Annotated in this window: 19 protein-coding genes; 9 read left to right on the forward strand and 10 right to left on the reverse strand. The window is 39.5% G+C overall.

The window, feature by feature from the left end; translation table 11 throughout:
* Positions 1 to 20: 20 nt before the first annotated feature.
* Complete coding sequence (locus BR73_RS0100505) at positions 21 to 3,032, reverse strand: glycoside hydrolase family 2 (RefSeq protein WP_033163959.1); 3,012 nt, start codon at positions 3,030 to 3,032, stop codon at positions 21 to 23.
* Between the two features lie 482 nt (positions 3,033 to 3,514).
* Here BR73_RS0100505 and BR73_RS0100510 point away from each other — a divergent pair, with 482 nt between their 5' ends.
* On the forward strand, positions 3,515 to 4,366 hold the full coding sequence (locus tag BR73_RS0100510; protein ID WP_033163960.1) for a helix-turn-helix domain-containing protein: 852 nt from the start codon (positions 3,515 to 3,517) through the stop codon (positions 4,364 to 4,366).
* A gap of 2 nt (positions 4,367 to 4,368) precedes the next feature.
* On the opposite strand, the gene BR73_RS0100515 is transcribed toward BR73_RS0100510, so the two are convergent.
* A complete protein-coding gene (locus BR73_RS0100515; protein ID WP_033163961.1) occupies positions 4,369 to 5,298 on the reverse strand; it encodes an AraC family transcriptional regulator in 930 nt (309 codons plus the stop codon).
* Between the two features lie 897 nt (positions 5,299 to 6,195).
* On the opposite strand from BR73_RS0100515, the gene BR73_RS0100520 reads away from it, so the two are divergent.
* The gene (locus BR73_RS0100520; RefSeq protein WP_033163962.1) at positions 6,196 to 7,695 is read left to right on the forward strand and encodes an alpha-glucosidase/alpha-galactosidase; all 1,500 of its coding nucleotides are present in this window, start codon (positions 6,196 to 6,198) and stop codon (positions 7,693 to 7,695) included.
* A gap of 351 nt (positions 7,696 to 8,046) precedes the next feature.
* Here the strand turns inward: BR73_RS0100520 and BR73_RS0100525 are convergent, their stop codons facing one another.
* Positions 8,047 to 8,598, reverse strand: a complete 552-nt coding sequence (locus BR73_RS0100525; protein ID WP_242860595.1) for a GNAT family protein — start codon at positions 8,596 to 8,598, stop codon at positions 8,047 to 8,049.
* Between the two features lie 171 nt (positions 8,599 to 8,769).
* Between BR73_RS0100525 and BR73_RS0100530 the strand changes: the two genes are divergently transcribed.
* A complete protein-coding gene (locus BR73_RS0100530) occupies positions 8,770 to 9,432 on the forward strand; it encodes a DNA-3-methyladenine glycosylase (RefSeq protein WP_033163963.1) in 663 nt (220 codons plus the stop codon).
* 84 nt (positions 9,433 to 9,516) lie between these two features.
* On the opposite strand, the gene BR73_RS0100535 is transcribed toward BR73_RS0100530, so the two are convergent.
* The 3 genes from BR73_RS0100535 to BR73_RS0100545 all read right to left on the reverse strand — a co-directional run bounded on the left by BR73_RS0100535 (position 9,517) and on the right by BR73_RS0100545 (position 11,180).
* A complete protein-coding gene (locus BR73_RS0100535; RefSeq protein WP_033163964.1) occupies positions 9,517 to 9,705 on the reverse strand; it encodes a ferredoxin in 189 nt (62 codons plus the stop codon).
* A 45-nt stretch (positions 9,706 to 9,750) separates the two neighbouring features.
* A complete protein-coding gene (locus BR73_RS0100540) occupies positions 9,751 to 10,278 on the reverse strand; it encodes a flavin reductase family protein (protein WP_033163965.1) in 528 nt (175 codons plus the stop codon).
* A gap of 194 nt (positions 10,279 to 10,472) precedes the next feature.
* Positions 10,473 to 11,180, reverse strand: a complete 708-nt coding sequence (locus tag BR73_RS0100545) for a Crp/Fnr family transcriptional regulator (protein WP_081848726.1) — start codon at positions 11,178 to 11,180, stop codon at positions 10,473 to 10,475.
* Between the two features lie 367 nt (positions 11,181 to 11,547).
* On the opposite strand from BR73_RS0100545, the gene BR73_RS0100550 reads away from it, so the two are divergent.
* The 3 genes from BR73_RS0100550 (at position 11,548) to BR73_RS0100560 (ending at position 13,609) form a co-directional block, all read left to right on the forward strand.
* Positions 11,548 to 12,087 (forward strand): PadR family transcriptional regulator, encoded by a 540-nt coding sequence (locus BR73_RS0100550; protein WP_033163966.1) that lies wholly within the window; start codon positions 11,548 to 11,550, stop codon positions 12,085 to 12,087.
* Between the two features lie 86 nt (positions 12,088 to 12,173).
* Positions 12,174 to 12,887 (forward strand): ABC transporter ATP-binding protein, encoded by a 714-nt coding sequence (locus BR73_RS0100555; protein ID WP_033163967.1) that lies wholly within the window; start codon positions 12,174 to 12,176, stop codon positions 12,885 to 12,887.
* A 2-nt stretch (positions 12,888 to 12,889) separates the two neighbouring features.
* The gene (locus tag BR73_RS0100560) at positions 12,890 to 13,609 is read left to right on the forward strand and encodes an ABC transporter permease (RefSeq protein WP_033163968.1); all 720 of its coding nucleotides are present in this window, start codon (positions 12,890 to 12,892) and stop codon (positions 13,607 to 13,609) included.
* Positions 13,610 to 13,726: 117 nt separating this feature from the next.
* Here BR73_RS0100560 and BR73_RS0100565 read toward each other — a convergent pair whose 3' ends face one another.
* The 3 genes from BR73_RS0100565 to BR73_RS0100575 all read right to left on the reverse strand — a co-directional run bounded on the left by BR73_RS0100565 (position 13,727) and on the right by BR73_RS0100575 (position 17,222).
* Positions 13,727 to 14,569, reverse strand: a complete 843-nt coding sequence (locus BR73_RS0100565; RefSeq protein WP_033163969.1) for a carbohydrate ABC transporter permease — start codon at positions 14,567 to 14,569, stop codon at positions 13,727 to 13,729.
* Positions 14,570 to 14,592: 23 nt separating this feature from the next.
* A complete protein-coding gene (locus BR73_RS0100570) occupies positions 14,593 to 15,642 on the reverse strand; it encodes a sugar ABC transporter permease (RefSeq protein WP_242860596.1) in 1,050 nt (349 codons plus the stop codon).
* Positions 15,643 to 15,866: 224 nt separating this feature from the next.
* Positions 15,867 to 17,222 carry a sugar ABC transporter substrate-binding protein gene (locus BR73_RS0100575; protein WP_033163970.1) on the reverse strand — a complete coding sequence of 452 codons (1,356 nt, stop codon included), beginning with the start codon at positions 17,220 to 17,222 and terminating at the stop codon, positions 15,867 to 15,869.
* Between the two features lie 341 nt (positions 17,223 to 17,563).
* Here BR73_RS0100575 and BR73_RS26965 point away from each other — a divergent pair, with 341 nt between their 5' ends.
* The 3 genes from BR73_RS26965 (at position 17,564) to BR73_RS0100590 (ending at position 22,345) form a co-directional block, all read left to right on the forward strand.
* Positions 17,564 to 19,399 (forward strand): sensor histidine kinase, encoded by a 1,836-nt coding sequence (locus tag BR73_RS26965; RefSeq protein WP_051684867.1) that lies wholly within the window; start codon positions 17,564 to 17,566, stop codon positions 19,397 to 19,399.
* A gap of 48 nt (positions 19,400 to 19,447) precedes the next feature.
* Positions 19,448 to 21,058, forward strand: a complete 1,611-nt coding sequence (locus tag BR73_RS0100585; protein WP_033163971.1) for a response regulator — start codon at positions 19,448 to 19,450, stop codon at positions 21,056 to 21,058.
* Between the two features lie 141 nt (positions 21,059 to 21,199).
* The gene (locus BR73_RS0100590) at positions 21,200 to 22,345 is read left to right on the forward strand and encodes a PPC domain-containing protein (protein ID WP_033163972.1); all 1,146 of its coding nucleotides are present in this window, start codon (positions 21,200 to 21,202) and stop codon (positions 22,343 to 22,345) included.
* 477 nt (positions 22,346 to 22,822) lie between these two features.
* On the opposite strand, the gene ltrA is transcribed toward BR73_RS0100590, so the two are convergent.
* The gene (ltrA, locus tag BR73_RS0100595) at positions 22,823 to 24,103 is read right to left on the reverse strand and encodes a group II intron reverse transcriptase/maturase (RefSeq protein WP_035297454.1); all 1,281 of its coding nucleotides are present in this window, start codon (positions 24,101 to 24,103) and stop codon (positions 22,823 to 22,825) included.
* Between the last annotated feature and the right edge of the window lie 191 nt (positions 24,104 to 24,294).

A 24,294-nucleotide genomic window follows, 5' to 3' on the forward strand; every position in this document is an offset into this window, starting at 1 on the left:
AAAGCTGATTTTATAAAAGCTTACTCAAAATACAATGTGGCTTTAAAGGAGATTTCCTCTTCATTCAGCTGATATTTCTCTGCAAGTGCCGGCCCGCAGGAATTAGAACCTACACCACTCATCTTATAATCCAAGCAGAGTATGGTACTGTCTGCTGCTTCAAGCTCGTAATTATGTGCTTTTTCTGCTAATTCTTCCTGTGTATAACGTCCTGCCTGGAAGGAAAAAGGAGTTTGCGCAGTAATATGAAGGCTTTTTCCATAAGAAGATACTACCGTTAACTCTTCACAGCCATAATGACTTCCATTCTCCTGGGGTTTGATATAATCTATATGCATATCAGCGATTTCCTGATCAAATCTGCCAAACCAGGAGGAGCGGCGTTTATCAATATAACTTTCACCAGGTCCATAACCCAAATAATTTACTTTATCATATTCCTTCGGCAGGAAGAAACGCAGGCCAAAGCGTGGAAGGAAAGGAAGCTCCTTGTTCCTCTTACCGTCTATCTCTACGGTTACTGTACCCTCTGCTCCAATGTACCAGGTTACCTGAAGATCCAGTATATGCTGAATCTGAATTGCTGTAATTGCCAGCTTGCAGTAAATCGCAGTTACTCCGTTTTCCTGGGATACGCGGGTTTCATATACACGGGGGAAGGCTTTATCATAGCGGGCTCTCTCCCAGGAATTACGAATATTGCGGTCATTATCGGCAGGTGCACGCCAAATGTTATATTCCAGAGGTTTCTCCAATACTGAGTGGTTATTTACAACCATGGAATCGAAGCTTCCATACAGCTTATTAAAACGATAGCTGAAGTTTTCTCCGTTTACTACTATTTTCGTACCATTCTCTTCTACCTGAACTGTATTTCCTTTACTTTCACTCTTGCCAGTAGTCTTGCTCAGAGGAAGTATGCTTTCCTGTAAGAATAGCTGGTCAAAGCCCAGCTTATGGCCTATTGCAGTCAGGGGAAGTTCTATTGTCTGAAGGTAGTTGAGCTTGACTGTAACACTCTCATTTCCAAAAAGGTTTTTATCTACAGGAAGCTTAAGGGTAATCTTTCCATGAGGAGGCACATCCAATGCTCCAAGCTGGTATACCTCTTTTGTCACCCCATTTACCAGAAGTTCTGCTTCTACCTTTAAATAATCCTTCAGATTGGTAAAATCCAACTTGTTTTCAAGTTCAATTGTAGCGTCTTCTTTGTTTAACAGCACTCCGCGTACCGGACGGATTACATTTTTGTATTCTGCCAGCGCCGGGTGGGGGATACGATCAGGAGATACCATACCGTCCACACAGAAATTACCGTCATGAGGGTATTCACCGGAATCTCCGCCATAATGGAATACCTTGCGTCCGTCTTTTGTAATACCACGATAGATTGCATGGTCACACCATTCCCATACGAATCCGCCCACAAAACGGTCATGTGCGTAAATGCATTCAAAATAGTCTTCCATATCTCCGGGGCCGTTACCCATTGCATGAACAAATTCACAGAGCATATACGGCTTGGGATTGGATTTAAGGTATTCCTCAATGCCAGGCACGGAAGCATACATGGTACTGTATACATCCAGCATGGAGGTATCATTTATATGTCCGCCGGTCTGGTGAATGCTGCCTTCATAATGTACAAGTCTGGTAGGATCGTACTCTCTTATCCAACGACCGGTGTCTTCAAAGGCCTTGCTGTAGCCAGCTTCATTTCCCATGGACCATATAACCACACTGGCATTGTTCTTATCGCGGATAACATTTCTCTGGTTACGGTCTAAGATTCCTGCTGCAAATATCTCACGCTGTACCAGATCGCCATAGGTATCTGACCAGCTGGCGCCATAGTAGCTGGTAGCGCCGTGGGCCTCCAAATCGCTTTCTCCCACTACATAGAAACCATATACGCTGCATAATTCGTTAAACCAGGGTGCATTGGGATAATGACTGGTACGGATAGCGTTGATATTGGCTTCCTTCATTAATCTCAAGTCTTTTATGGCCTGTTCTTTGCTGATGGTATAGCCTGTTACAGGATCACTGTCATGACGGTTAACGCCTTTGAATTTAACCTTAACACCGTTAATAAGGATTATATCTTCCACAACCTCTACTGAGCGGATGCCTACTTTCTGATAGATCACCTCCTCCGGTGTGCTGATGGTCAAGGTGTATAGGTAAGGGGATTCCGCACTCCAAAGAGACGGAGCTGCCATTTCAATTACAAGTTTTGAGTCTTTTACCGTTTCAGTTGCAATTACCTTGCCGGAAGCATCGGTTAAGGTGCCTGTTACCGGTACTGCCTCACCACTGAACTCAAAGTCCACATTAATCTCTGCTTTTGTGTAATTATCCGTTAACAGCGTCTTTACAAAATAATCACGAATGTGGTTAACTGGACGGCTGATAAGATAAACGTCACGGAAGATTCCTGTCATACGGAATTTATCCTGATCCTCCAGATAACTTCCGTCACACCACTTTAATACCACAACGGTTATATCATTCTCACCTATTTTTAGATAGGAGGTTATATTAAATTCACTGGTAGAATGAGATACCTGACTGTATCCTGCCAGATTGCCGTTGATATATACATAAAAGCAGGAGTCAACACCCTCAAAGTTCAGATAATACTTATTCTCACCAGGCGTCTGCTCTATGTCAAAGCAGCGATGGTATACGCAGGTGGGATTTTCCAGGGGAACAAAGGGGGGATCATAGGGAAAGGGGAAATTAACATTGGTATACTGGTGACGGTCATAACCATGCATCTGTATACAGCTTGGGACAGGAATGGAGGCATAATTCTTATATTCATAACCAGCCTGTGTAAAATCCTCCAGTTCGAAGGGATTATCATAATAACGGAAATCCCAATCACCGTTTAAGGAGTTTATTCGTGAGCTTTTAATAGCTTCACCTGGAGCAAAGGGAAGATAATAACTGCGGTTGTCCTCACAGCCAACGTGAAGAACAGAAGGGTCTTCATAATACTTTGGTAATTTTAATTCTGACTGTAACATAAGTAATCCTTTCATCAGCATAAAATTTATTTTTTATAAGTTGAATATACCAAAATAATTGTTATTATTCCATACATAAAGTTGATATCTATATGCACAAAGTTTTCAAATTGAATTTGACAGTTTCGGATAAATATTATAAAATCATTTCAATAGCCAGACAATATTATGGCATAAAATTAACAGAGGGTGTTTGTAAAATACATGGGGTGCATCCACTTTGGAAAAACATTTTTGTGAGACATGGGCTGCATCCGCTTTGGAGAGACATTTTTTTGTAAGACATGGGCTGCATCCACTTTGGAGAGACATTTTTTTGTAAGACATGGGCTGCATCCACTTTGAGGAGACATTTTTGTGAGACATAGGCTGCTCCACTTTGGAGAGGCATTTATGTGAGACAGCAAGGTGTGATTTATGATGATACAGTGATCAAGCATTTCTAAATAGCACTAGTGCACTACTCCAGGAAAGAGGTTAAGATGCTTACAGTAGTAGGATATTATGATTGGCAGTCAGATGAAAAATCCGTATCCGAGGAGGATTTCTTCGTACATTGCAGCGGCAGATACCGGCTGGTCAAGAAAGACCGGTTCTACACTGAACGCCCACAAGGAGCTGCAAATTATCAGCTTATCTATATCGCTGACGGGAAAGCACGTTTTCGAATCAATGGGAAAGTACAGACGTTGGAAAAAGGCAGTTGTGTGCTCTTTCATCCAGGTGAACCCCAGTATTATTACTATTACCTGGAGGAACATCCGGACATTTACTGGGTACATTTCTCCTGCAAGGACAGTAACCCCTTCCTGAACCAGATGGGCTGGGGAGAAGAGACAATCTATCAGGTAGGTGTACACAACAGCTATATCCATCTCTTTGACGGCATCATACAGGAGCTGCAGCTGAAACAGCCTTTTTTTGAAACACAGCTGAAGTTTCTGATGCAGCAGCTTTTGCTCAAAATGGGAAGAAACCGGATAAGGGAAAGAAAAATATTTGAGAACTATAATAAGGAAGTGGAAGAAGTTCTTAGAATCTTTCATTTATCCCCTGAAAAGGATTTTACCATAAAGCAATTTACGAAAGAACGGGGATTAAATTATTACCGCTTTATCGATACTTTTACAAAGCATGTCGGTATCTCACCAAGGCAATATATAATAAATATTCGTATGACTACCGCAAAAGAGCTGCTGACCAATTCACTTTTTCATATTTCAGAGGTGGCACAGCTGGTTGGCTATGATAACCCTCTTTATTTCAGCCGATTGTTCAAGAAAATGTGGGGCATCTCTCCTACGGAATTCCGCAAACAGAACGAAGGCGGATAAGCTTATTTAAAAGCCCAGACCTGATAATCTCCCTTATGCTTGCTATAGACAGAAGGAGAACAGCCTGTGAGTTTCCTGAAGGTATAGGTAAAATGCTGCCGGTTATTAAAACCCACACTGATTGCAATGTCGGTTACCGGAAGACTGCTGGTTTCAAGAAGAACCTTTGCTTTCTCTATACGAAGTTCATTTATTTTGTCTACGAGAGTCTTACCCGTCTGCTCCTTAAACAATCTCTGGAGATAGGCTGCTGAGACTCCGATTTTAGCTGCAATATCCTCTACTTTAATATCCTTATCATAGTTGCTGTTTAGATATGAAAGGGTTCTGCTGACATATTTGCTGCCGCCATCGCTGCGGTATTTCTTAGACCTTTGTCTGCCTAACTCCACCAAAAGCTGTGCCAGGCAAAGATTCTGCATAACTCTGTGTTCTCCTGTATCCGTGGGATTTTGCAGCTGTTTATGAATCTCTGTTATAATCGTATGCAAGGTACCTTCTCCGTCATAGCATTTATATATAGAGGCAGGTAACTTAAAAAAGTCTCTTAAGGATTTAGACTGCTCACAAAATTGCTCTATTGTATTTCCTCCATTTCCCCCGGACTGAGGCAATAGGGCTATCTCCAGATTCAATATACGGCAGCGCACTCCCTTTACAACTTCCAGCTTATGCCTGGTGCCACCATCAATAATTACGTACTCACCCTCTTTCATCTTCCAAACTTCTTCTGTGCCCTCAGCAGTCCAGCTATAGATAGAGCAGCTGCCGCTGGCAATATACATAATCTCAAATTCTCCATGACTATGGGGTTCCATATCAAAGAAGTCAAAATTCATGGCATAATAACGTTTAACCAGAAACCAGCAGTACCTGTTTTCCCTGGCATAAAGGCTATCAGAGTTTTTATCCTGGTTCTTCTCCACATTCATGGTTGTCCTCCCTTATTCAAGCTTTCGTAAAATGTACTTATGTTATGTTCTCAATTATTTTGAATTTTGTTCTTGAAATATATATGATTCATTTTTTGAATTAATTTCTGTTTATTTCTTGTATTATTTCCTTTATTAATTTTGTATATTTGTTGTATTATTTCCCGTATTAATTTTCTCGTATAAATACTTATATTTCTCCCGTATTAATTCTTAAATTTTTCCCGTATAATTCTTGTATTAAACCCTGTTGATTCCTATATTATTTCTTGTATTTTTCTTGTACTAGTCTATTGTTTCTTGTATTGTCTCTTGTACTTTTTCCTGTTTATTTCCTTTATAATTTCTTATATGTTTCAATACTGTTTTAATACTTTTTCTGTACTGTTTCTTATACTATTTCTTGCAGTCATTATCATCTTATGACTTTTAGAATCTAATACTATTAAATAAAAAACATCAAAGCCCTTATAACCAAATGATTTCAGGCCAAATGCATAAAATAGAAGTATGCATGCGCCTATGAAAAGATATTAGAAGTTCTTTTCTCTGGATAATTTATGCTATGTTATAAAACAGATTGTCTGAGCGTCAGCGAGTTATCTGTTTTATAACATGCCCAGCATAAAATATTCAGAGAATTAGGACTTCTTATATCTTGGAATCGAAGCATGCGTACTTCTATTTTATGCATTTGGCCGTCCCCTTGTCAGTAACCCGCTCCTTGTCAGTAACCCCCCACTTTAGCCACTCAAACATTATTATATCATAATATCTTACATTCCGTAACAGAGTACAGAATTCTTTCCACCTAATTTTTCATTATTGAATATAATACTCCTATCAACACATCCACAAACTATCTCTCAAAAACAATTATCAGGAGGTTTATTATTTATGTCATTTAAAATTGCCTTTATAGGTGCCGGAAGTGTAGGTTTCACCAGAACTTTGTTTTCTGATCTCATGACAGTTCCTGAATTCCACAACATTGAAGTTGCTTTTACCGACATCAACCAGCACAATCTTGATATGGTAACTGCTTTATGCCAGAGAGATCTGGAGGAAAATGGCCTTTCCATTAAGATCCATGCAACTACAGACCGCAGAGAAGCCTTTAAAGATGCCCGTTACATTATCAACTGTGTAAGAATCGGTATGCTGGAAGGCTTTGAGACCGACGTGGAGATTCCTTTGAAATACGGAATTGACCAATGTGTAGGCGATACCTTATGTGCAGGAGGAATCATGTATGGACAGCGCGGTATTGCAGCCATACTGGACTTCTGTAAGGATATCAGGGAAGTAGCTGCTCCCGGTGCCATTATGCTTAATTACTCCAATCCAAATGCTATGCTTACCTGGGCAGCTAATAAATACGGAAAGGTGAAAACCCTGGGCCTTTGCCATGGTGTGCAAGGCGGACACGATCAAATCGCCAAAGCACTTGGTCTTAAAAAAGAAGAAGTTGACATCATTTGTGCCGGTATTAATCACCAGACCTGGTATATCTCTGTTAAACATAAAGGTGAGGACATGCTCCCTAAAATTCTTCCTGCTTATTTGGAGAATGAGGAATTATCTAAAACGGAGAAGGTAAGAATTGACGTTTTAAAGAACTTTGGGTATTATTCCACGGAATCCAACGGTCACTTATCCGAGTACGTGTCCTGGTACCGCAAGCGTCCTGAGGAGCTTGAAAATTGGATTGATTTAGGCGTGTGGATCAATGGTGAGACCGGGGGATATCTCAGAGTATGCCGTGAAGGCCGTAACTGGTTTGAAGACGATTTTCCAAACTGGATGAAGGAACCTGCCAAAAAATATATTGCCGAGAACCGCAGTCATGAACATGGCTCCTATATTATCGAGGGACTTGAAACCGGCAGAGTCTACCGCGGTCATTTCAACGTAATGAATGAAGGCTGTATAACCAACCTCCCTGAGGAAAGCGTCGTAGAAGTTCCCGGATATATTGATGCCAATGGTATCAACATTCCTAAAGTAGGTGATCTGCCACTTGGCTGCGCAGCAGTTTGCTCACAGAGCATCTGGGTTCAACGTCTCGCAGTGGAAGCTGCTGTAGCAGGAGATATCACTCTGCTCCGTCAGGCCATGTTAATGGATCCTCTTACAGGAGCAGTCTGCACTCCTGCAGAAATCTACCAGATGGTGGATGAGATGCTGATAGCGGGCGAAACCTGGCTGCCCCAGTATAAAGAAGAAATCAAACTGGCAAAGATAAGACAGGCACAAGATAAGCTGATTCCTGCCAGAGAATACAAGGGAATACGAGTACCCGAAAAATCTATAGAAGAAATGAGAAGGAACAAGGAAGAGGCCAGAAAGAATGCCGCAGAGACAGATAAGGCGAAAGACAGACCTTCTGCCAAATAATCTTTAGATAAATTCATAATAAGTAACGAAAATATATTTTTTACGCAAGTACAATCGAATAGTAAGAAGAAGCAGCAGAGCATACTATAAAATACCAAATATAAATAATAATATTAGTTTGTTTGAACGTTATTTTTTCCTCTTGCAGATATAAAAGGACTTGAATATATGGTGCATTTTATATCCGGAGAACTAAAACTAAAGTTTAAACTTATTAATATTGGTTATTGGCTTAGTATTCTCAGCTGCTTCATTTTTAATCGTATTTCCTCAACAACCTTGTTTACAGTCGTCAACACTATCTCTCACTACCTCAGGAGCATCAGGCACAAAACCAAGCATTCTGTAATTTTAGGAGAAGAACTCATCCTCTAAAATAGAGTACTCATAGGCATCATGCCATATTGGCTTCCCTTCCGGAGTGCTTTTAAAAAATGCGATTTTTCTAAAATATCCTTCTCTTCTCATGGATAACCTTTCCATCAGCCTCCAGGAAGCCGAATTCTCTGGATTACATCTTGCCATAATCCGGTGAGCCCCTTCTTCCTCAAAGGCATATTTCATAATCACTCTGCAAGCCTCAGTTGCGTACCCTTTTCCATAATATAAAGGGTTAAAAACATATCCAATTTCCCAGGTCATAAAAGCTTTCGGCTCCCGCCTGTTAAAATAAAGATTTCCGATTAATTTATTATTTTCTTTCAGACACACAGCCCAAAAGGCTTCGTTCTCTGAACGATTTACAGCTTCTTTCATGCATGCTTCTTCTGTGAATACTCCATAGGGTTCATACTTCACAACAGCTTCTACCGAAAGATACTCATAAAGATCCTTCCAATCCTCCTTGCAAAAACGTCTGATAATCAATCTTTCACTCTCAAAAATAAACATATTTATTTCCATACCTTTCTTATTTCCTGCTAACTTGAACAACTTTATATACAACTGTATTAAAATAATATTCCACTGTCAAACTACAGTTTATTTTAACCCATTCTTTCCAAATTACCTGTTCATTTTTCAGATGAAATTACAAACCGTCTATGCTATAGTTAATATATTGGAGGTGATTTTGTGTATTTTGAATACGGTGAAAAGGAAATTGAGTATCTAAAATCCCGTGATAAACTGCTTGGTGCAGCCATTGATCGTATTGGCCCCATTACGCGGTCTACAGACAGTGATCTGTTCTCCTCCGTAATCCATCACATAATAGGACAACAGATATCAACCAGCGCCCAGGCTACCATCTGGCAGCGATTATGTGACAGACTGACTACTATAAATGCAGAAACTGTCTGCGCATTAGAGCTCAACGAACTGCAGAAGCTGGGAATGTCTTTTCGAAAAGCTGAATATATAAAAGATTTCTCTGAGAAAGTCAAAACAAAAGAGTTTGATATAGAGGCGCTTAACCATCTGTCCGATGCAGAGGTTATTAAAGCACTATCCGCCTTAAAAGGTATTGGTGTTTGGACAGCTGAAATGATTATGATATTTTGTATGCAGCGCCCGGATATTGTAAGCTTTGGAGACCTTGCAATTCTAAGAGGTATGCGTATGCTGTACCGGCACAGAGAAATCGATCCGGTTAAATTCAAGAAGTATGCCAAACGCTATTCACCCTATGGAACTGTTGCAAGTATGTACTTATGGTCAATTGCAGGCGGTGCTGTTCCTGAACTGGCAGACCCGGCACCCAAAAAGAAAAAAGGAAAAAAACTTTCTGGAAAATAAATAAGACCGATTATTCTCATCTGTTCTGAAAATAATCGGTCATATTGCAATTTTAAATATAAGCCTTGGCATCCCAATAATCAATTATCCAGCACTGATTACTGAAACAGGACATCCATCCACTGCCTCTGAAACCTCGCCTTCTAATTCTGACGGTACTGTCTCCACATATACTTCTGCAGGGCCATCTTCCCCCATACGAAATACGTCCGGACAGACTGATACACATAAACCACAGGAAATACATCCCTCTCTGTCAATTGAAGCTTTCATACAAATACCTCCTTCCCAATTAAATCATATATAATAAAAGGGGCATTATTTAAATCCCCTGTTTACTCCGTCGTTAAAATAAGATATATTCTTAAACTCTTCGATTTTAATATTTCCGTTTTCATCCAGATGAGTTTCAGAAACAAATCTGCCTTTTATGGTTGCAAGAATATTAGTTATTCCCTTGTAATGAGGGCTATCAATTACATCGGTTAAAGTGCATTCTATAGAAACCGGGCATTCTGCAATATGAGGAGCATTAATGCTTTCAGAGGGTACCGGGGTTAGATTTACTCTGTCAAATTTCTTACAGTCTGCTCCTGTATTTTTGCCGCAGAATTCAATTTCTTCTATTAGCTTACTGTCTACTATGTTAATTATAAAATCTGACATCTCTTTAATCTGACTGATTGCATATCCTTTGCTGCTAAAACCCAACATAACCATATCTTTTAAAGTATAAGTAGAAGATAAAGTCGTTACATTTGCTATACCTTCTTTATCGTAATAGCTTATAAGCACTACCGGGAATCCGTAATACATTTTCTCATAATTTACTTTCACTTTTTTCATCTTTACCTCTCATTCTGCTGCTTAAGTTACTATAAAATATACAAAACTATTCTGTTAAAAGAAGTATTTTGCTATTTACTTTGGTTGATAGTTTTTGTATTGCTTCTTCATTTTATAATAACATTTTCCATTTTGTTTTTATGTTGCAATTGCAACATATTTGAAATTTTATAAGCATTTCACCTCAGAATAATTTAAAAGCTGCCACAACCCTTGCAACAGCTTAGATGATTTGATAAGTCATTCATAAAATGACTCCAATAGGGTAAAGGTGTTTTTTTCATATTGTTTAGTTCTCTGGTCAAGGCACTTCTGTCCGTACATAAATAATCTGCCAGCTCAAGCCTGCCCATAGTTATGGTAAAGCTTGTACTCTTATTCTTCTGTGCTTGAATCGTCAGGTAGGCAGAGATTTTTTCCCTTATGGTCCTTTTGGAGGTGATATCCAGCTTTTCCACCAGAAGAGCATTTTTCCTTGCGATCAGAGACACCATATTTTCAATTAATCTATGATGAAATATACAGGATCTGGAGCAGGCATGCATAACCTTATCAAAATGTACGAACAGTACTTTAACAGGCGTTGTTGCTACAAAAGCTACTGTTGAAGTCAAGTCAGCACCACACGCAAAAGTCTCCCCAAATAATTCCCGCTCTCCGATAGGTGCCAATATGGATTTATTTCCTCTAAGATCTTCTTTAATCATATGAACGGTACCTTCCAGTAATACTCCTACACATTCTACGGAATCATTATACAAAACAATATACTCATCTTTTTCATATGTTTTGATAAAAGCTCTGAGGCATTCAAAAAGTGAGAGCAGATCATCTCCTTTAATTCCCGCAAATAAAGGAATATCCTCACAGGTCTTTCTATAATCTTTTAGTAAGTCTTTCATATTTATACCCTTGCAAAATATTACAGGTTGCCTGAAATCTGCTATAAATGGAAATGTGGCAGATTGTCCGGTGGCAACCTTTAATAATAAATTCACATTCTCTCTTAATTAATTCTTCCACTTATGCCACCCGCTGTTGCAGCATACTTTATATATGCATTATCTTAAAATTAAAACTTTGTGTTACTACAGCTTCACTATTCAGTTCATCTCTATGATAATATACTAAAACAATTTAAGCAATTCCACTATATTAATATATTTTCTACTCTCTGAAGTAGAAACTCATTTAATTTATCTCCTAAGTCTTGACAATAAATATACTCAATGCTATAATACTCAACGTTGAGTAAGTGAGGTGAAATGATTGACAAGATTACTTGTACTTGGAATGTTAGATGTTCAGCCAATGTCCGGTTATGATATTCAGCAAGGGTTACAGTTGACTGATGCAGAACGTTGGGGCGGTGTGTTAATAGGTTCTATCTATCACGCTCTTAAAAAAATGGAGCAAGAGGGCTATGTAGCAGTTATAAGTATAGAACAAACAGGCCATCGGCAAAAGGCAGTTTACTCTATAACAGAAGCCGGAAGGATTTATCTTAAGGCACTTATTCAAGATGCGTTAAGGGCTTCGTCTGTATCCTACCCCTCAACACTATACTCCGGATTATCCTTTTACCAGAAACTATCTCCGGAGGAGTGCCGTAAAGCCCTTGAACAACAGCGAAGTGTCCTGGCAGAGGAATATACTGCTGTAAAACTTGGTCTGGAAGCAAAAGATGCAGCTATGCAGCATATGATTCCGCCTATGGTTCTTCTGATAATGGAAAACATGTTTTCTATTATCAAACAGCAACAGGATTTTGTTGATAAGGCTTTGTTGCTCTTAGAGACTGAACAATAAATTCTCTCCCTCGTAGTAGAGGGAGAAAAAAATTCAATAACACTCAACATTGAATAATCAACATTTAGTATATGGAGGTATAAAAGATGATTTTAATGGAAGCAAAAGACATACGTAAGCAATACCATAACCGAGAAGTAGTAAAAGGAATTGATCTAGAAATTAATCAAGGTGAAATTCTGGCTCTGATTGGAACAAATGGAGCGGGAAAATCAACTACACTGGCAATGCTCTTAGGAATATTACAGCCGGATGGCGGAACCATCACACGCTGGCGAGACGATTTCAGAGCGCATATGGGGGTTCAATTACAAGCTACCCCATTTTTTGAAGGATATACTGCTGAAGAAAATCTGCGGCTGTTTGCAGCTCTGTATAAGATAAAGCTTACCAAGGAGCAGCTTCAGGAAAAACTGATAGAATGCAATTTATTGGAGGCAAGAAAAACCCTGGCCTCACGCCTGTCCGGCGGACAGCAAAAAAGACTTGCAATTGCTGTTACTACCCTGCACAATCCGGATTTTATAGTTCTTGACGAACCGGCAGCCGGGCTTGACCCCAAGGCTCGCCAGGAAATTAGAAAGATGATTCAAAGATTGGCTGATAAAAAAGTAACTATTCTTTTTTCTTCCCATGATATGGAGGAAGTGTCCCGTTTAGCTGACCGTATTCTTCTCATGCATGAGGGGCAAATCATTGCACAAGGTCAAGAGGCGAGTCTCCTTCAGCAATATCACTCTGAAAACCTGGAAAGTTTATATTTAGAATTAACCGACAACACACAAACAGGGAGGGAATAAAAATGAAAACAATCTTCAGTCTTACATTCAAAACAGCAAGCCGCGACCCCTTTTTACTGCTATGGTCTATTATACTGCCAATCGGAGGCGCAATTGGGTTAGGGATATTTATACAATCTCCGGAATACCCCCAACATATATTAACCGGTATGATGGCTGTCAGTATCTTGTTTTACGCCTTTACCACCACCTCCTTTGCTATACTGACACAACGCCGGAGAGGTGTATATAATCTGCTTCGAGTAACGCCTCTGCCTCTCTGGAAATACATATGCAGTATTTCCGGTGCCTGGACGTTAACTTCCTTTCTATGTGCAATGCTGGTATTGCTGTCAGGAATATTAGTACTTGATCTAAAAGTTTCCCCACTAACGTTTCTCACATTGATTCCTACTCTTATACTTGCAACACTTAGCTATGTCTTCTTTAGTTTTTTTATAGCAAGTATGAGCCGGACAGAGAACAATGTAAGTATATTGACAAATATTATTACTCTGCCTCTTTTGCTCAGCAGCAGTGCTTTTTACTCCTTGAACAGCACCCCTAAATTGATTAGAATCATTAACTGGTTCAATCCTTTTCAATGGTTTGTAAATAGTTTACGCAGTGCCTTTGACTTTACCTGGAACAGTTACCTATTCTATATGGGGTTACTACTTTTAACTGTACTTATTACACTGCTGCTGGCACTGAAAACCTTCCGCTATACGGATGTTTCATAATTTATACCCATTGCATATCGCAGGCTCGCCTGAGATACTGCCACAAATAATAAGGAGTGAAAGAATCCTGGCGTGACATCCTTTCAATTTATAATTTTCTTTCACTCTTAACCTCACTTAGCCTTTTAAGCCGGTAGAGGCAACACCTTCCACAAAATATTTCTGCAGGCATAAGAATACGAGAATAACCGGTATCAGGGATACCACAGAACCCGCCATAATAAGACCGTATTCAGCAGAATACTGCCCGATGAACATCCTAAGGCCCAGCTGAATTGTTTTCTTGGTCTCTGTTTTTAGATAAATCAAAGGCCCCAGGTAATCATTCCAGGTATTTACAAAGGTGAAAATAATCAGGGTTGATAAGGCAGGTTTAGACAGGGGCAGCATTATCCTGGCGTATATCCTGTACTCATTCATTCCATCAATCCTTGCTGCTTCACAAAGATCATCGGGTATTCCTGCATAAAACTGTTTCATCATAAATACACCGAAGGCGGAGAAGGCCTGCAGGCAGATCATTGCCAACAGCTTGTCATTTAACCCCATGGAACGCATCATAATAAACTGGGGTACCATGTATACCTGCCAAGGCATCGCAATGGTGGCAATATAGGCAAAGAACAGTACATTTTTATTCTTAAATTCCAATTTTGCAAAGGAATAGGCTGCGAAACTGGAAGTAAATAGTTGCAAAAAGGTAACAACAATGGTTAACAGAACCGTATTCTGTACAAATTTAAGCAGTGGTATTTTGGTCCAGATTCTTATGTAATTATCCCACTTGGGGATTTCAGGTATCCATACAAAGGGATCCATTACAAAGACTTCCCGGTTGGTCTTTATGGAGGCAGACAACATCCATAAAAACGGTACGATCATGATTGCGGTAATAATGAATAAAATGATATAGACCATGGTTTTCTTGAATATATCATGTTTTCTTTTTGACTTATACATAGCAGCTCCTCCTTCTCCTGTCTTTACGCATTCAACTTCTTCTCATATCTGAACTGAATGACTGTAATAAGCAGTACCAATGCAAATAATACCATTGCTACAGCACTTGAATATCCCAGTTTCCAATAGTTGAAAGCATTTTGATAAATGTAGTAGACAAGAACCGTTGCTGATGTACTTAACTTACCATCTCCGCCGCCGGCCAGCATAACTGCTATGTCGTATACCTTAAAGCAGTTAATCGTAAGCATAACTACAACGAAAAAGGTAGTAGCCCGAAGCTGGGGCCAGGTAATAAAACGGAACTTCTGCCAGGTGTTGGCACCGTCCAGACCGCCTGCCTCATATAACTCCGCAGAAATTCCCTGAAGTCCTGCCAGATAGATGACCATATAATAACCCATGTACTTCCATACACTAAATAATATCAGGGTAAACAGTACCAGGCTTCCGCTGAACCATTTAGGAAGCTCCTGCTGTGCTACTCCAAAAACAGTTAAGAGCAGATAGTTAACCGGCCCTTTTGAGGGGTGAAAAATCATTCCCCATACGGCAGTGATTGCAACCAGAGAGGCTACATAGGGAAAGAAAGCCACCGTCCTGAACAGACCTCTTGCCCGGATCTTCTGATTCAATACCACTGCAAGTGCCAGAGAAGCCACCATGGTTAAAGGAACGGTTCCGATAACATAAATCAGAGTATTCTTAAGGGCTGCCAGAAAAAAGGTATCCGTAGCCAATGCCTTGAAATTATCCAAACCTGCAAAGCTGATGGGATTACTGCCGTCCCAGTTGGTAAAAGCTAATATAAATGCCATTACAACGGGTATCAGAGTAAAGACCGCAAACCCGATAAAGTTCGGAGCAATAAAGGAGTAGGCAATCAGCTGTCTCTTGGTTTCCCTGCTTATTAACCGGTTGTTTTTAATTGTCGTAGCCTTTCTCTGAACACTGTCTCTTCTGGCAATCAGCTTCTGCTTCTGTCTGATATCCGTTTCTCCTTGAAGCTTCTGCATCAATTCTGCCGCTTCCGTTTCCAGCTTCTTTACCCTAGCCGCTTTTTTCTCATTCATCGTTCTGTTTAAAAGCCTAAGAAGGCTTAACTCCTTTCCCTGAGAGTGTGTTTGAAAAATGCTTGTGCCATTTCATTTCCTGCTCTGAATGCCATTAGAAAAAAAGCCTGAACTTCGGTACAATTATTTTTCAAACACGCTCTAACTTAAATAACTGCTTTATCCTATGGATAGTTCAGGGCTGGTAGATGCCAGCCCTGACTAGGTTTTCTATTAGAGAATGCTTATTTTCCCAAAACCTTACCAACTTCTTCATTCATTTTCGCAATACCTTCGTCTACAGTGATTTCGCGATTCATAATAGATTTATGGTAAGTATCAAGTATGTCATTGATCTGAGAAACATTTTCTGCATAAGGTGCTTCCAGATACAGGTTGGATACACTAAGGGCTTCCTTGCTGGCTTCATCTGCCGGGAATCCTTCAAGGCCAGCAATGATATCTGAAATCTCACTATTCATAAGTGCAGGGAAGTTACCGGTCTCAGCCATAACCTTAGCACCTTCCTCACCGGATACCCATTTTACAAAGTCAAAAGCTGCCCGTTTCTGATCGGATACGCTGGTTACTGCAAGGCCTGTGATAGTTCCAAGAGTAGAACCGGGTTCTACACCTTCTGCATGAGGGTATTTAACGAGACCCCAGTTGCCGCAGAGAGATGCATCATACTCACCGCTCTTGATATTCGCTATTAAGGTGGATATGAACCAGGAACCCATATTCATCATGGCAACATCACCACCGGAAAAAGCTGCGGAATAATGAAGACCCTCCGCACTAAGATCAGCATAGTTTCTGGTTATCTGGTCATCCTCTTCTTTTAAGATCATTTCATAATAAGGTTTAAAGAAATCGTAATTACCGTCTAAGATAGAGTGTTTCCCGTCAAGTACGCCAAATAACTGAACCGCACTTCTCCAGGTATGGTAATGAGTTCCGTATATCTGTGAACCAAAGGTAGGATCAGCTACCTGTCTGGCAAGAGCATCATATTCTTCGAAGGTCATATCGTTGGTGGGATAGGAAATACCTGCTGCATCAAAGATATCTTTGTTATAATAAATTAACCAGAAATCATTTCTGAATGGAAGTTCATAAAGGCTGTCATTTACTCTTACCTGGCTGTCAACACCGCCGTACTGGCTCAGATCAATACCTGCCTCGGAGATATAGCTGTCAAGAGGTTCCAGGGTATTCTTAGATACCAGAGTTGCATAGCCGGGCACATCTTTGATGGTAACTATATCGAAATCAGAGCCGCTTCCGGATAACTCGGTAGCCAGAACCGTCATATAGTCGGTAGAGCCTAAGTCTGTCAGCTCAATGGTTACATTACTGTTGGCTGCTTCATAGGCATCCTTTAAAGCAGTCCAATAAGGTGTGATATCCTTATCCCAGATTGCCCATTTTAAGGTTATCGCTTCCCCTTCTGTTGTCGGTTCAGCAGTCGGAGTCTCTTCTGCGGGGGTGGTTGCAGCGGGACTGTTTGCCTCGGTCCCTGCATTTTTGGAGCTGCAGCCGGTAAAAAGTGCTGCAAGCATTGCCGTTGCCAGCAAAACAGATAATAGCTTTTTCTTCATAAAATCATATCCTCCCTATACATTATAAATTTTCTATGTACTGTTCAAATAATCCCGGTACTGCCTTTGGTTGATTTTCCTTTATGTCCACAGTACTTTCGGATTACCATATTTTTAGTATAAAGATATTTGTGATGGTTTTACATAGACAATTTCTATATTTCATTCATTATCCCTTTCTATCCTATAAATTGATTCTTCAAAAGATATACTTTCTTTGACTGTCATATATTATTTTCTTCACTTTTGCTTTTGCAGGGTTTCCTGAACTTTTTTAGCTTTTAAAGAAACTTTCCTTGTGCTAAAATACTTTCATAGTTACGGTTTTTGAGGGGGTTTTTATGAAAAATACACTAACCAGGTCTTTTCATACCATTCGTGCTCGTATATTATTAAGTACGATTTCACTGATTGTTATAATAAGTACTGTTATAACCTCCATCAGTTATTTTGTGGTATCCTCAAACCTTCAGCAGAACCTGGTCCAGACCTCTGAAACCAAATTATCCTTTCTCTGCTCTTCCATCGATTCTAATATAAACGGTATTAAGGGATTTATAAGATCCTGTCAGATCAGCAGTAAAATCAAGAATTTTGCGCTGGAAGCTCAGACTGAAAATAACAGCAGGAAGCGGGAAGCCCGTGACTTCGTAATGGAAACTTATACCTCAAACGCCTCTCTTCCTTCCCAGTTAATCCGTTTAGTTGTAATCGGCAAGTCCAGAAGTGATATTATTCAGGTAGTGGAATCACCTTATTCCACCATAACCGTGTCCGCAGACGCAATACTATCCCTGCCCTATTTTGAAACACTTCATGACAACCAGGGGGAAGTGTCAACAGGAATTATAATGGATCCCTTCTTTACCACCAAGCAGGTACCTATGATTCCATTTGTAAGCTCCATCGGTCATCCATACAAAGCAGGTGAAATCGGTTATATTTTTACGGAAATGTCTCCTTCCGTTATTACGGCTCCCATTAAAAATTATCTGTCTGAAACAGACAGTTATTTCTATTTTCGCATCGGCGACTACCGTTACCAGTACATAGATAATACTCTTGTTCCTTATGAGCACACCTTTGAAATTATAGAAGACCTGTCCTCCCTTGCGTTAAGCGGAGACACCAGCATTCAGAAGGTCCGGAATACAGACGGAACAGGTACTTCCATTCTTATCACCCGCCCACTGGACACAAAGGGCTGGTATGTAACAGAATGCCTGGATGAGACCCTGTTATCAAAGACCATCTTTCAGACCTTTTTTCTGATTGCCCTTATTGTAATTGCCGCTTCCAGCTTTATTGGCATCATGCTTTCTTTATTTCTCTCCAAAACCGTTAATGTACCGGTTAAGAAGCTGAAAGCACGTATGAAGCAAATCGTAAACGGTAACTTTGAGAGAGATTCCTCCACAGAATGGGATCATGAGCTTGGAGATATCGGTAAAAATATCAATGACTTATCCGAGAATGTCCTGTCCTTAATGAATCAGAGAATTGAAGATGAAAGACAGAAAAAGGACTATGAATATAAAATGCTGCAAAGCCAGATTAACCCGCACTTCATATATAACACCCTTAATTCAATCAAATGGATGGCAACAATACAGAATGCTCCGGGTATTGCAGAAATGACCACTTCCTTATCCCGTTTATTAAAAGATATCTCCAAAGGAACTACCAACCTGGTAGACTTAAAGCATGAGCTCTCCCTGCTAGATGACTATTTTACCATACAGCAGTATCGGTACGGCGGTACCATAACCCTTCATTACACCATAGAGGAGGAAGAGCTGACCTCCTGCCGGATATTAAACTTTACACTTCAGCCAATTGTTGAGAATGCAATTTTTCACGGTATAGGACCAAAGGGAAGTGCCGGAACCATTGAAATACATATTTACAAGGATGAAGATAGGGATATCCATATTGATGTAACCGATGACGGAGTGGGTATGGACCCTGAAGTGGCAGCCAGGCTCTTAGAAAATGAAATGCCTACAGAGTCTTCTTTCTTCAAGGAGATTGGTATCAGTAATGTCCATAAAAGGCTGCAGTATCAGTTTGGTAATAAATATGGCTTGTCCGTATCCAGCAAACCCGGTGAATTTACTACGGTGTCCATACTGCTGCCCTTTCAGAAGAATGTTTCAGAAGCTGATGGGAGTTTATGATTTATGACTATCCATTCCTTGAATGGATAGTCAGGAAAAGAGGTTACCATGTTTAATTTATTAATAGCAGATGATGAACCTTTAGTGCAGGCAGGCATCAAATCCATGCTTAACTGGGGGAATTATGACATTAATATTATAGGGACTGCCATGAACGGCGGAGTGGCCTATGAGATGATTAAGGAGTATTCTCCGGAAATCGTTATTACTGATATCAAGATGCCGGTTATGAGCGGACTGGAACTTGCCAAAAAATGCTGTGACGAGGGGTTGCAACTGCCGGTTTTTATAATACTTACTACTTATGAAGATTTTCATTATGTAAAAGAAGCCATTACTTACCAGGTAATAGATTATCTGGTTAAGTTGGAGCTTACAGCTGAGGTACTGGGAGAGTCTGTTAAAAGGGCAATCTCCAAAGTATCCGGCCTGAAAAATACAGCCCCCAGTACCGATACCTCCTTAAGCAGCCTTTATTTACTAAAGGAACAGTTCTTTACAAGGCTTATCCTAAACCTGTTTGAATCAGAACATCATGTAAAAACACAGGCTCAAAACCTTAACATTAACTTTGGTTACGAAGCTTTTACTGCCTGTTATGTTGAAATCTACAGCGATAAGTTAAATGAGATGTCTGCAGAAATGTGCCTTAACCTGTACACCAGCAGTCTGCAGATAGCACGTGAACTCATTGCCAAATATATTCCCTGCCATGTCCTTTCACTGGATACCAAGCACTTCTCCATCCTTTTCTTCCTGGATAAAGAGAGGTTACAGGATTACAAGGCAGTTATCCGTAATGCAATAGAGCAGGTATCTGCTATGCTATATAATTACTATAGCGTGACAATATATACAAGCGTGGGTGCAGCTGTTAATACACCTGCGCAGATTGCCACTTCCTTTCAGGATGCCAAACAGATATTTTTTCAGGTTAATGCAGAGCGTCCCCTACTATTTGTAGAAGATACCGCTTCTGATAAACCACTGAAAAATGTCTTTAATATGTCTTTGTTCAAAGAGGATATTAGAAAAGCTTATGCAGAGTTTGACGAGAAAGCGCTTTATGACATCTTCACCTCCATTATGGAACTGTTTAAGAATCATTCAACCCATTATGTACAGGCTCTGGACGCAGCGGGAAATATCCTCTACCTGTCTCTTTCACTGCTTAATAACGGTGAAAAAATTGTATCAGAAATTTTCGAGTCAAGAAATAATGGTTATCGGTCACTTTACGAATTATCGAATGTTGATCAGATCTTAGAATGGTTATCAGTCTTTCGTGATGGGCTCTGTGAAAGCTTCAGCAAGCACAATAAAGATTATAAGAATCATGTGGTTAGGGATGTTAAGAAATACATAAACGATCATGTAGAAGAAAAACTTACCCTTAATAAAGTCGCAGAACTCTATAATATCAGCCCTAATTACCTTAGTGTGCTTTTTTCAAAATACAATGATACAGGTTTTACCGATTATATCAATCAAAGCAAGATAGAAACAGCCAAACGGTTAATGACCGACAGTGATCTAAAGATATATGAAATATCCGACACCCTTGGATTTGAAAGTGCCTTTTATTTTAGCCGGGTGTTTAAGAAAGTAACCGGTACATCACCAAGAGATTTTATGAATCAAATAAGATTCCGTTTATAGATAATAGTATCACAATAATTTTTATTAAGTTATATATTCTCTTTTATCTTTTATGATACGAAATGACTATAAATATTTAATTGTTTCCATACAAAATATGACATATAATTACTTGTGTATAAAAGAAAGAGGAGAAAAAATATGAAGAAAAAAATTAGCTTGATTTTTGGTATCCTATTAATGGCATTCCTTCTGATACCAAACACAAAAGTAATGGCAGAAGGAACCGCTCAGGATTATACTACAGGTGAAGATGTAACTAAACTATCCACTTTTGCTTTAACAACCGGAGATGATAAAGATTTAAATAACTATGTAACCTACTCAGTTAATGTAGCCAGCGATGCTGCCAGCAGTAATGCTGAGGTAGTATTTCCCATGACCTTAAGCCAGAAGGGTATTTTAAATTGTGCATTTGTTTTTTTAGATAGTAATCCAACAACCTCCTATGGTGATTTTGGTATCTATTCTGACGCAGCTTGTACGAAACCTATTGATTACAATACATACAACTATTATGCCATAATTCCCAAAAAGGGAACCTATTATTTTAAATTTTCTGTATCCGATTACAGTGACGAGAAACCGGAAGATGGTTATTATTTTGGGTTTTCCTCTAACTTCTTTAGCGGTGCAGACAGAAACCTTAAGGACAAGACCTGGTCTATTGCAGGCTCAGAAGTCCAGAAACCTATTTACTACAAAGTAACTACTACAAAAGCAGGCTCCCTGACAATTAATTTAGAATCTGAATATTCCAGTACAATCACCCTGTTAAACAGCAGCAAGAAGGCGATTTCAGAAGAAACAACCTATTATTCCACTGATACCAAAGCAGTATATGCGGTTGGTAAAGGAACTTATTATATTAAAGTAGCAAGCAATTCTGAGCTTTACCGTATAAAGTCTACCTTTAAAGCAGTAACAGACACCAGTGGAACCACCAAAGCAAAGGCCAAAAAGCTTCCTGCCGGAAAAGCCTCTAAAGGGTTGGTTCTTGCTTCTGATAAAGCTGGCAAAGTTGACTGGTACAAATTCACTGTAACCAAAGCACAGACTGTTGATATTACCTTCTTAGGCGACGTTTCTTCCGGTGAAATTTCACTTGAATTATATGGAAATGGGTTCAGCGGTTCAGTAACAGATTATATCAATACCGTGAATTCTGATAAATCATTTTCAGTTTATACACTAGGTTCAACTAAATTATCAAAAGGAACTTATTACATTAAAATAACCAAAAAGACTAAAAACACTTCCGGTTCTTATACTTTACAGTTTAATTAATTAAAACATAAATGAATAACAGCCAGCTGATTATCAAAAAAGGGTTATTTGTTTAATAACGAGAGTTATGAGTCTAAAATTAAAGTTAAAGCAGTTAGATAAAGTACTATAATGATAGCCTGGATTCATATCCAGGCTATCAGACTGTAGACAAATCGGCTCTGGGATGCGAATCTTAGGGCCTTTTCTATGTTTATTTATCACTTTTCCAAATTCTAACAAAAATACACTTAACTGATGCACGAATATTATTCCTCTGGCTATTTATATATGATTTCGGATAAAAAAATGTAAAACTATATGTATGAATGCTTTCATCTGGGCAGGGAATCCCAGTGATCAGAAACTATATATTTTACACCCTACCTCTTTGACTCTTTATTTATAAAATCGAGTAGGAGAAATTTCTCTTAACAGAGAAATTTCGACCTCTCACACCACCGTGCGTACCGTTCGGTACACGGCGGTTCAATCAACTTAACAAGTAACACACCTTTCGATGTAATAGTCCAACATTGAGATTAGTCCAAACTGGGCTAATCTCTCATTATTTATTGCTTGGCTTATATCTGAACTTCGACATACTCTTGCAAATCCCTTTGCATAAGAGGTTCGTCTTGCCGCCCATTTAGGTATTCCCAGTTTTATTAGATTCTTTGCTCTATTCTTTGGTGTTTTCCAGTGTTTCCATATGCACATGCGAAGCCTATATCTAATAGTTCCATCAAAATTCTTGCATAGTTTCTTCATACTACCGATTTTGAAGTAATTTATCCAACCTCGAATCAACTGATTTAGCTTCTCTATTTTGTGCTTATTGTTAACTCCCCAACTTCGGCAAGTAAATTTCTTCATTTTTGCCTTGAACTTTGCAACTGAACTAGCGTGTGGTTTAGCTTTATACTGTTTGGCAAATGTGTCATAGTAAAATCCAAATCCCAGATACTTTATTCCTTTTGGTTTATCCACCTTGCTCTTGCTAACATTTACCTTCAATCCAAGCTTCTCTTCTATGAACTTTGAAATGCTTTTCATTACTCTGCTAGCTGCCAGTTCGCTTCCGACCATAATAATACAGTCGTCTGCATATCTGACAAAATCCAATCCTCTTGATTCCATTTCCTTATCCAGTTCATTTAACATGATGTTTGCTAAAAGTGGTGAAATATTTCCACCTTGAGGTGTTCCTACAATAGAATCCTCGTATTCATCATCTATAATCACTCCGCTAACTAAGAACTTTCGAACTATCGAGATAACATCTCCATCTTTGATTGTTCTTCCTATTATTGTCATCAGCTTGTCATGATTTACTGTGTCAAAGAACTTTTCCAGGTCAATGTCCACTATCCAACTGTGCCCATCGTTCATCATTTCCAGCGCTGTAAGCACCGCCTGCTGGGCACAACGACTCGGTCTGAATCCGTAGCTGTGGTCATGAAACTGTTCCTCGAATATCGGAGTGAGTACCTGTGCTACTGCTTGTTGAACAAATCTGTCCGTTACTGTTGGTACTCCCAGTTTCCTGACTCCTCCTTCTGGTTTTGGTATCTCTACACGCCTTACTGGTTGCGGTTTATACTTTCGTGTCCGCAATTGTTCTTTAATTGTTTCGCCATTCTTCAAAAGGTATTCACCAAGTTCTGTGTACTCCATTCCGTCCACACCCTCTGCTCCTTTGTTTCGTATGACTTGCAGATACGCCTTATTGAGATTATCTTTGGCTAATATCTGCTCCATTAGACTATTTGTGTCCATGCGTTGTTTCCTTTCTGTCCCGTTCGTTTCCACCATCTTTGACGTCATCGACAGATGTTGTGTTTACTACAAGTCGGAACCTACTTCAACTGATTGATTGTTCGTCCCTTTGCTCCGTTTCCATTACAGAAACTTCCTCGCTACTACGGACTATGCTGACTTCTCACAGTTCGTTGTTACTCGGCAAATGA

The sequence above is a fragment of the Clostridium sp. KNHs205 genome (assembly GCF_000702945.1).
In the GTDB taxonomy this organism is placed as follows: domain Bacteria; phylum Bacillota; class Clostridia; order Lachnospirales; family Lachnospiraceae; genus Anaerocolumna.

Coding starts and splice junctions, on each gene's coding strand:
- BR73_RS0100545 (WP_081848726.1), bottom strand. CDS start 11,180: ATGAAAGACTTACTAAAAGATTATAGAAAGACCTGTGAGGATATTCCT.
- BR73_RS0100565 (WP_033163969.1), bottom strand. CDS start 14,569: ATGTATAAGTCAAAAAGAAAACATGATATATTCAAGAAAACCATGGTC.
- BR73_RS0100570 (WP_242860596.1), bottom strand. CDS start 15,642: ATGAATGAGAAAAAAGCGGCTAGGGTAAAGAAGCTGGAAACGGAAGCG.
- BR73_RS0100590 (WP_033163972.1), top strand. CDS start 21,200: ATGAAGAAAAAAATTAGCTTGATTTTTGGTATCCTATTAATGGCATTC.
- BR73_RS0100535 (WP_033163964.1), bottom strand. CDS start 9,705: ATGAAAGCTTCAATTGACAGAGAGGGATGTATTTCCTGTGGTTTATGT.
- BR73_RS0100540 (WP_033163965.1), bottom strand. CDS start 10,278: ATGAAAAAAGTGAAAGTAAATTATGAGAAAATGTATTACGGATTCCCG.
- BR73_RS0100510 (WP_033163960.1), top strand. CDS start 3,515: ATGCTTACAGTAGTAGGATATTATGATTGGCAGTCAGATGAAAAATCC.
- BR73_RS26965 (WP_051684867.1), top strand. CDS start 17,564: ATGAAAAATACACTAACCAGGTCTTTTCATACCATTCGTGCTCGTATA.
- BR73_RS0100555 (WP_033163967.1), top strand. CDS start 12,174: ATGATTTTAATGGAAGCAAAAGACATACGTAAGCAATACCATAACCGA.
- ltrA (WP_035297454.1), bottom strand. CDS start 24,103: ATGGACACAAATAGTCTAATGGAGCAGATATTAGCCAAAGATAATCTC.
- BR73_RS0100560 (WP_033163968.1), top strand. CDS start 12,890: ATGAAAACAATCTTCAGTCTTACATTCAAAACAGCAAGCCGCGACCCC.
- BR73_RS0100525 (WP_242860595.1), bottom strand. CDS start 8,598: ATGGAAATAAATATGTTTATTTTTGAGAGTGAAAGATTGATTATCAGA.
- BR73_RS0100505 (WP_033163959.1), bottom strand. CDS start 3,032: ATGTTACAGTCAGAATTAAAATTACCAAAGTATTATGAAGACCCTTCT.
- BR73_RS0100520 (WP_033163962.1), top strand. CDS start 6,196: ATGTCATTTAAAATTGCCTTTATAGGTGCCGGAAGTGTAGGTTTCACC.
- BR73_RS0100515 (WP_033163961.1), bottom strand. CDS start 5,298: ATGAATGTGGAGAAGAACCAGGATAAAAACTCTGATAGCCTTTATGCC.
- BR73_RS0100575 (WP_033163970.1), bottom strand. CDS start 17,222: ATGAAGAAAAAGCTATTATCTGTTTTGCTGGCAACGGCAATGCTTGCA.
- BR73_RS0100585 (WP_033163971.1), top strand. CDS start 19,448: ATGTTTAATTTATTAATAGCAGATGATGAACCTTTAGTGCAGGCAGGC.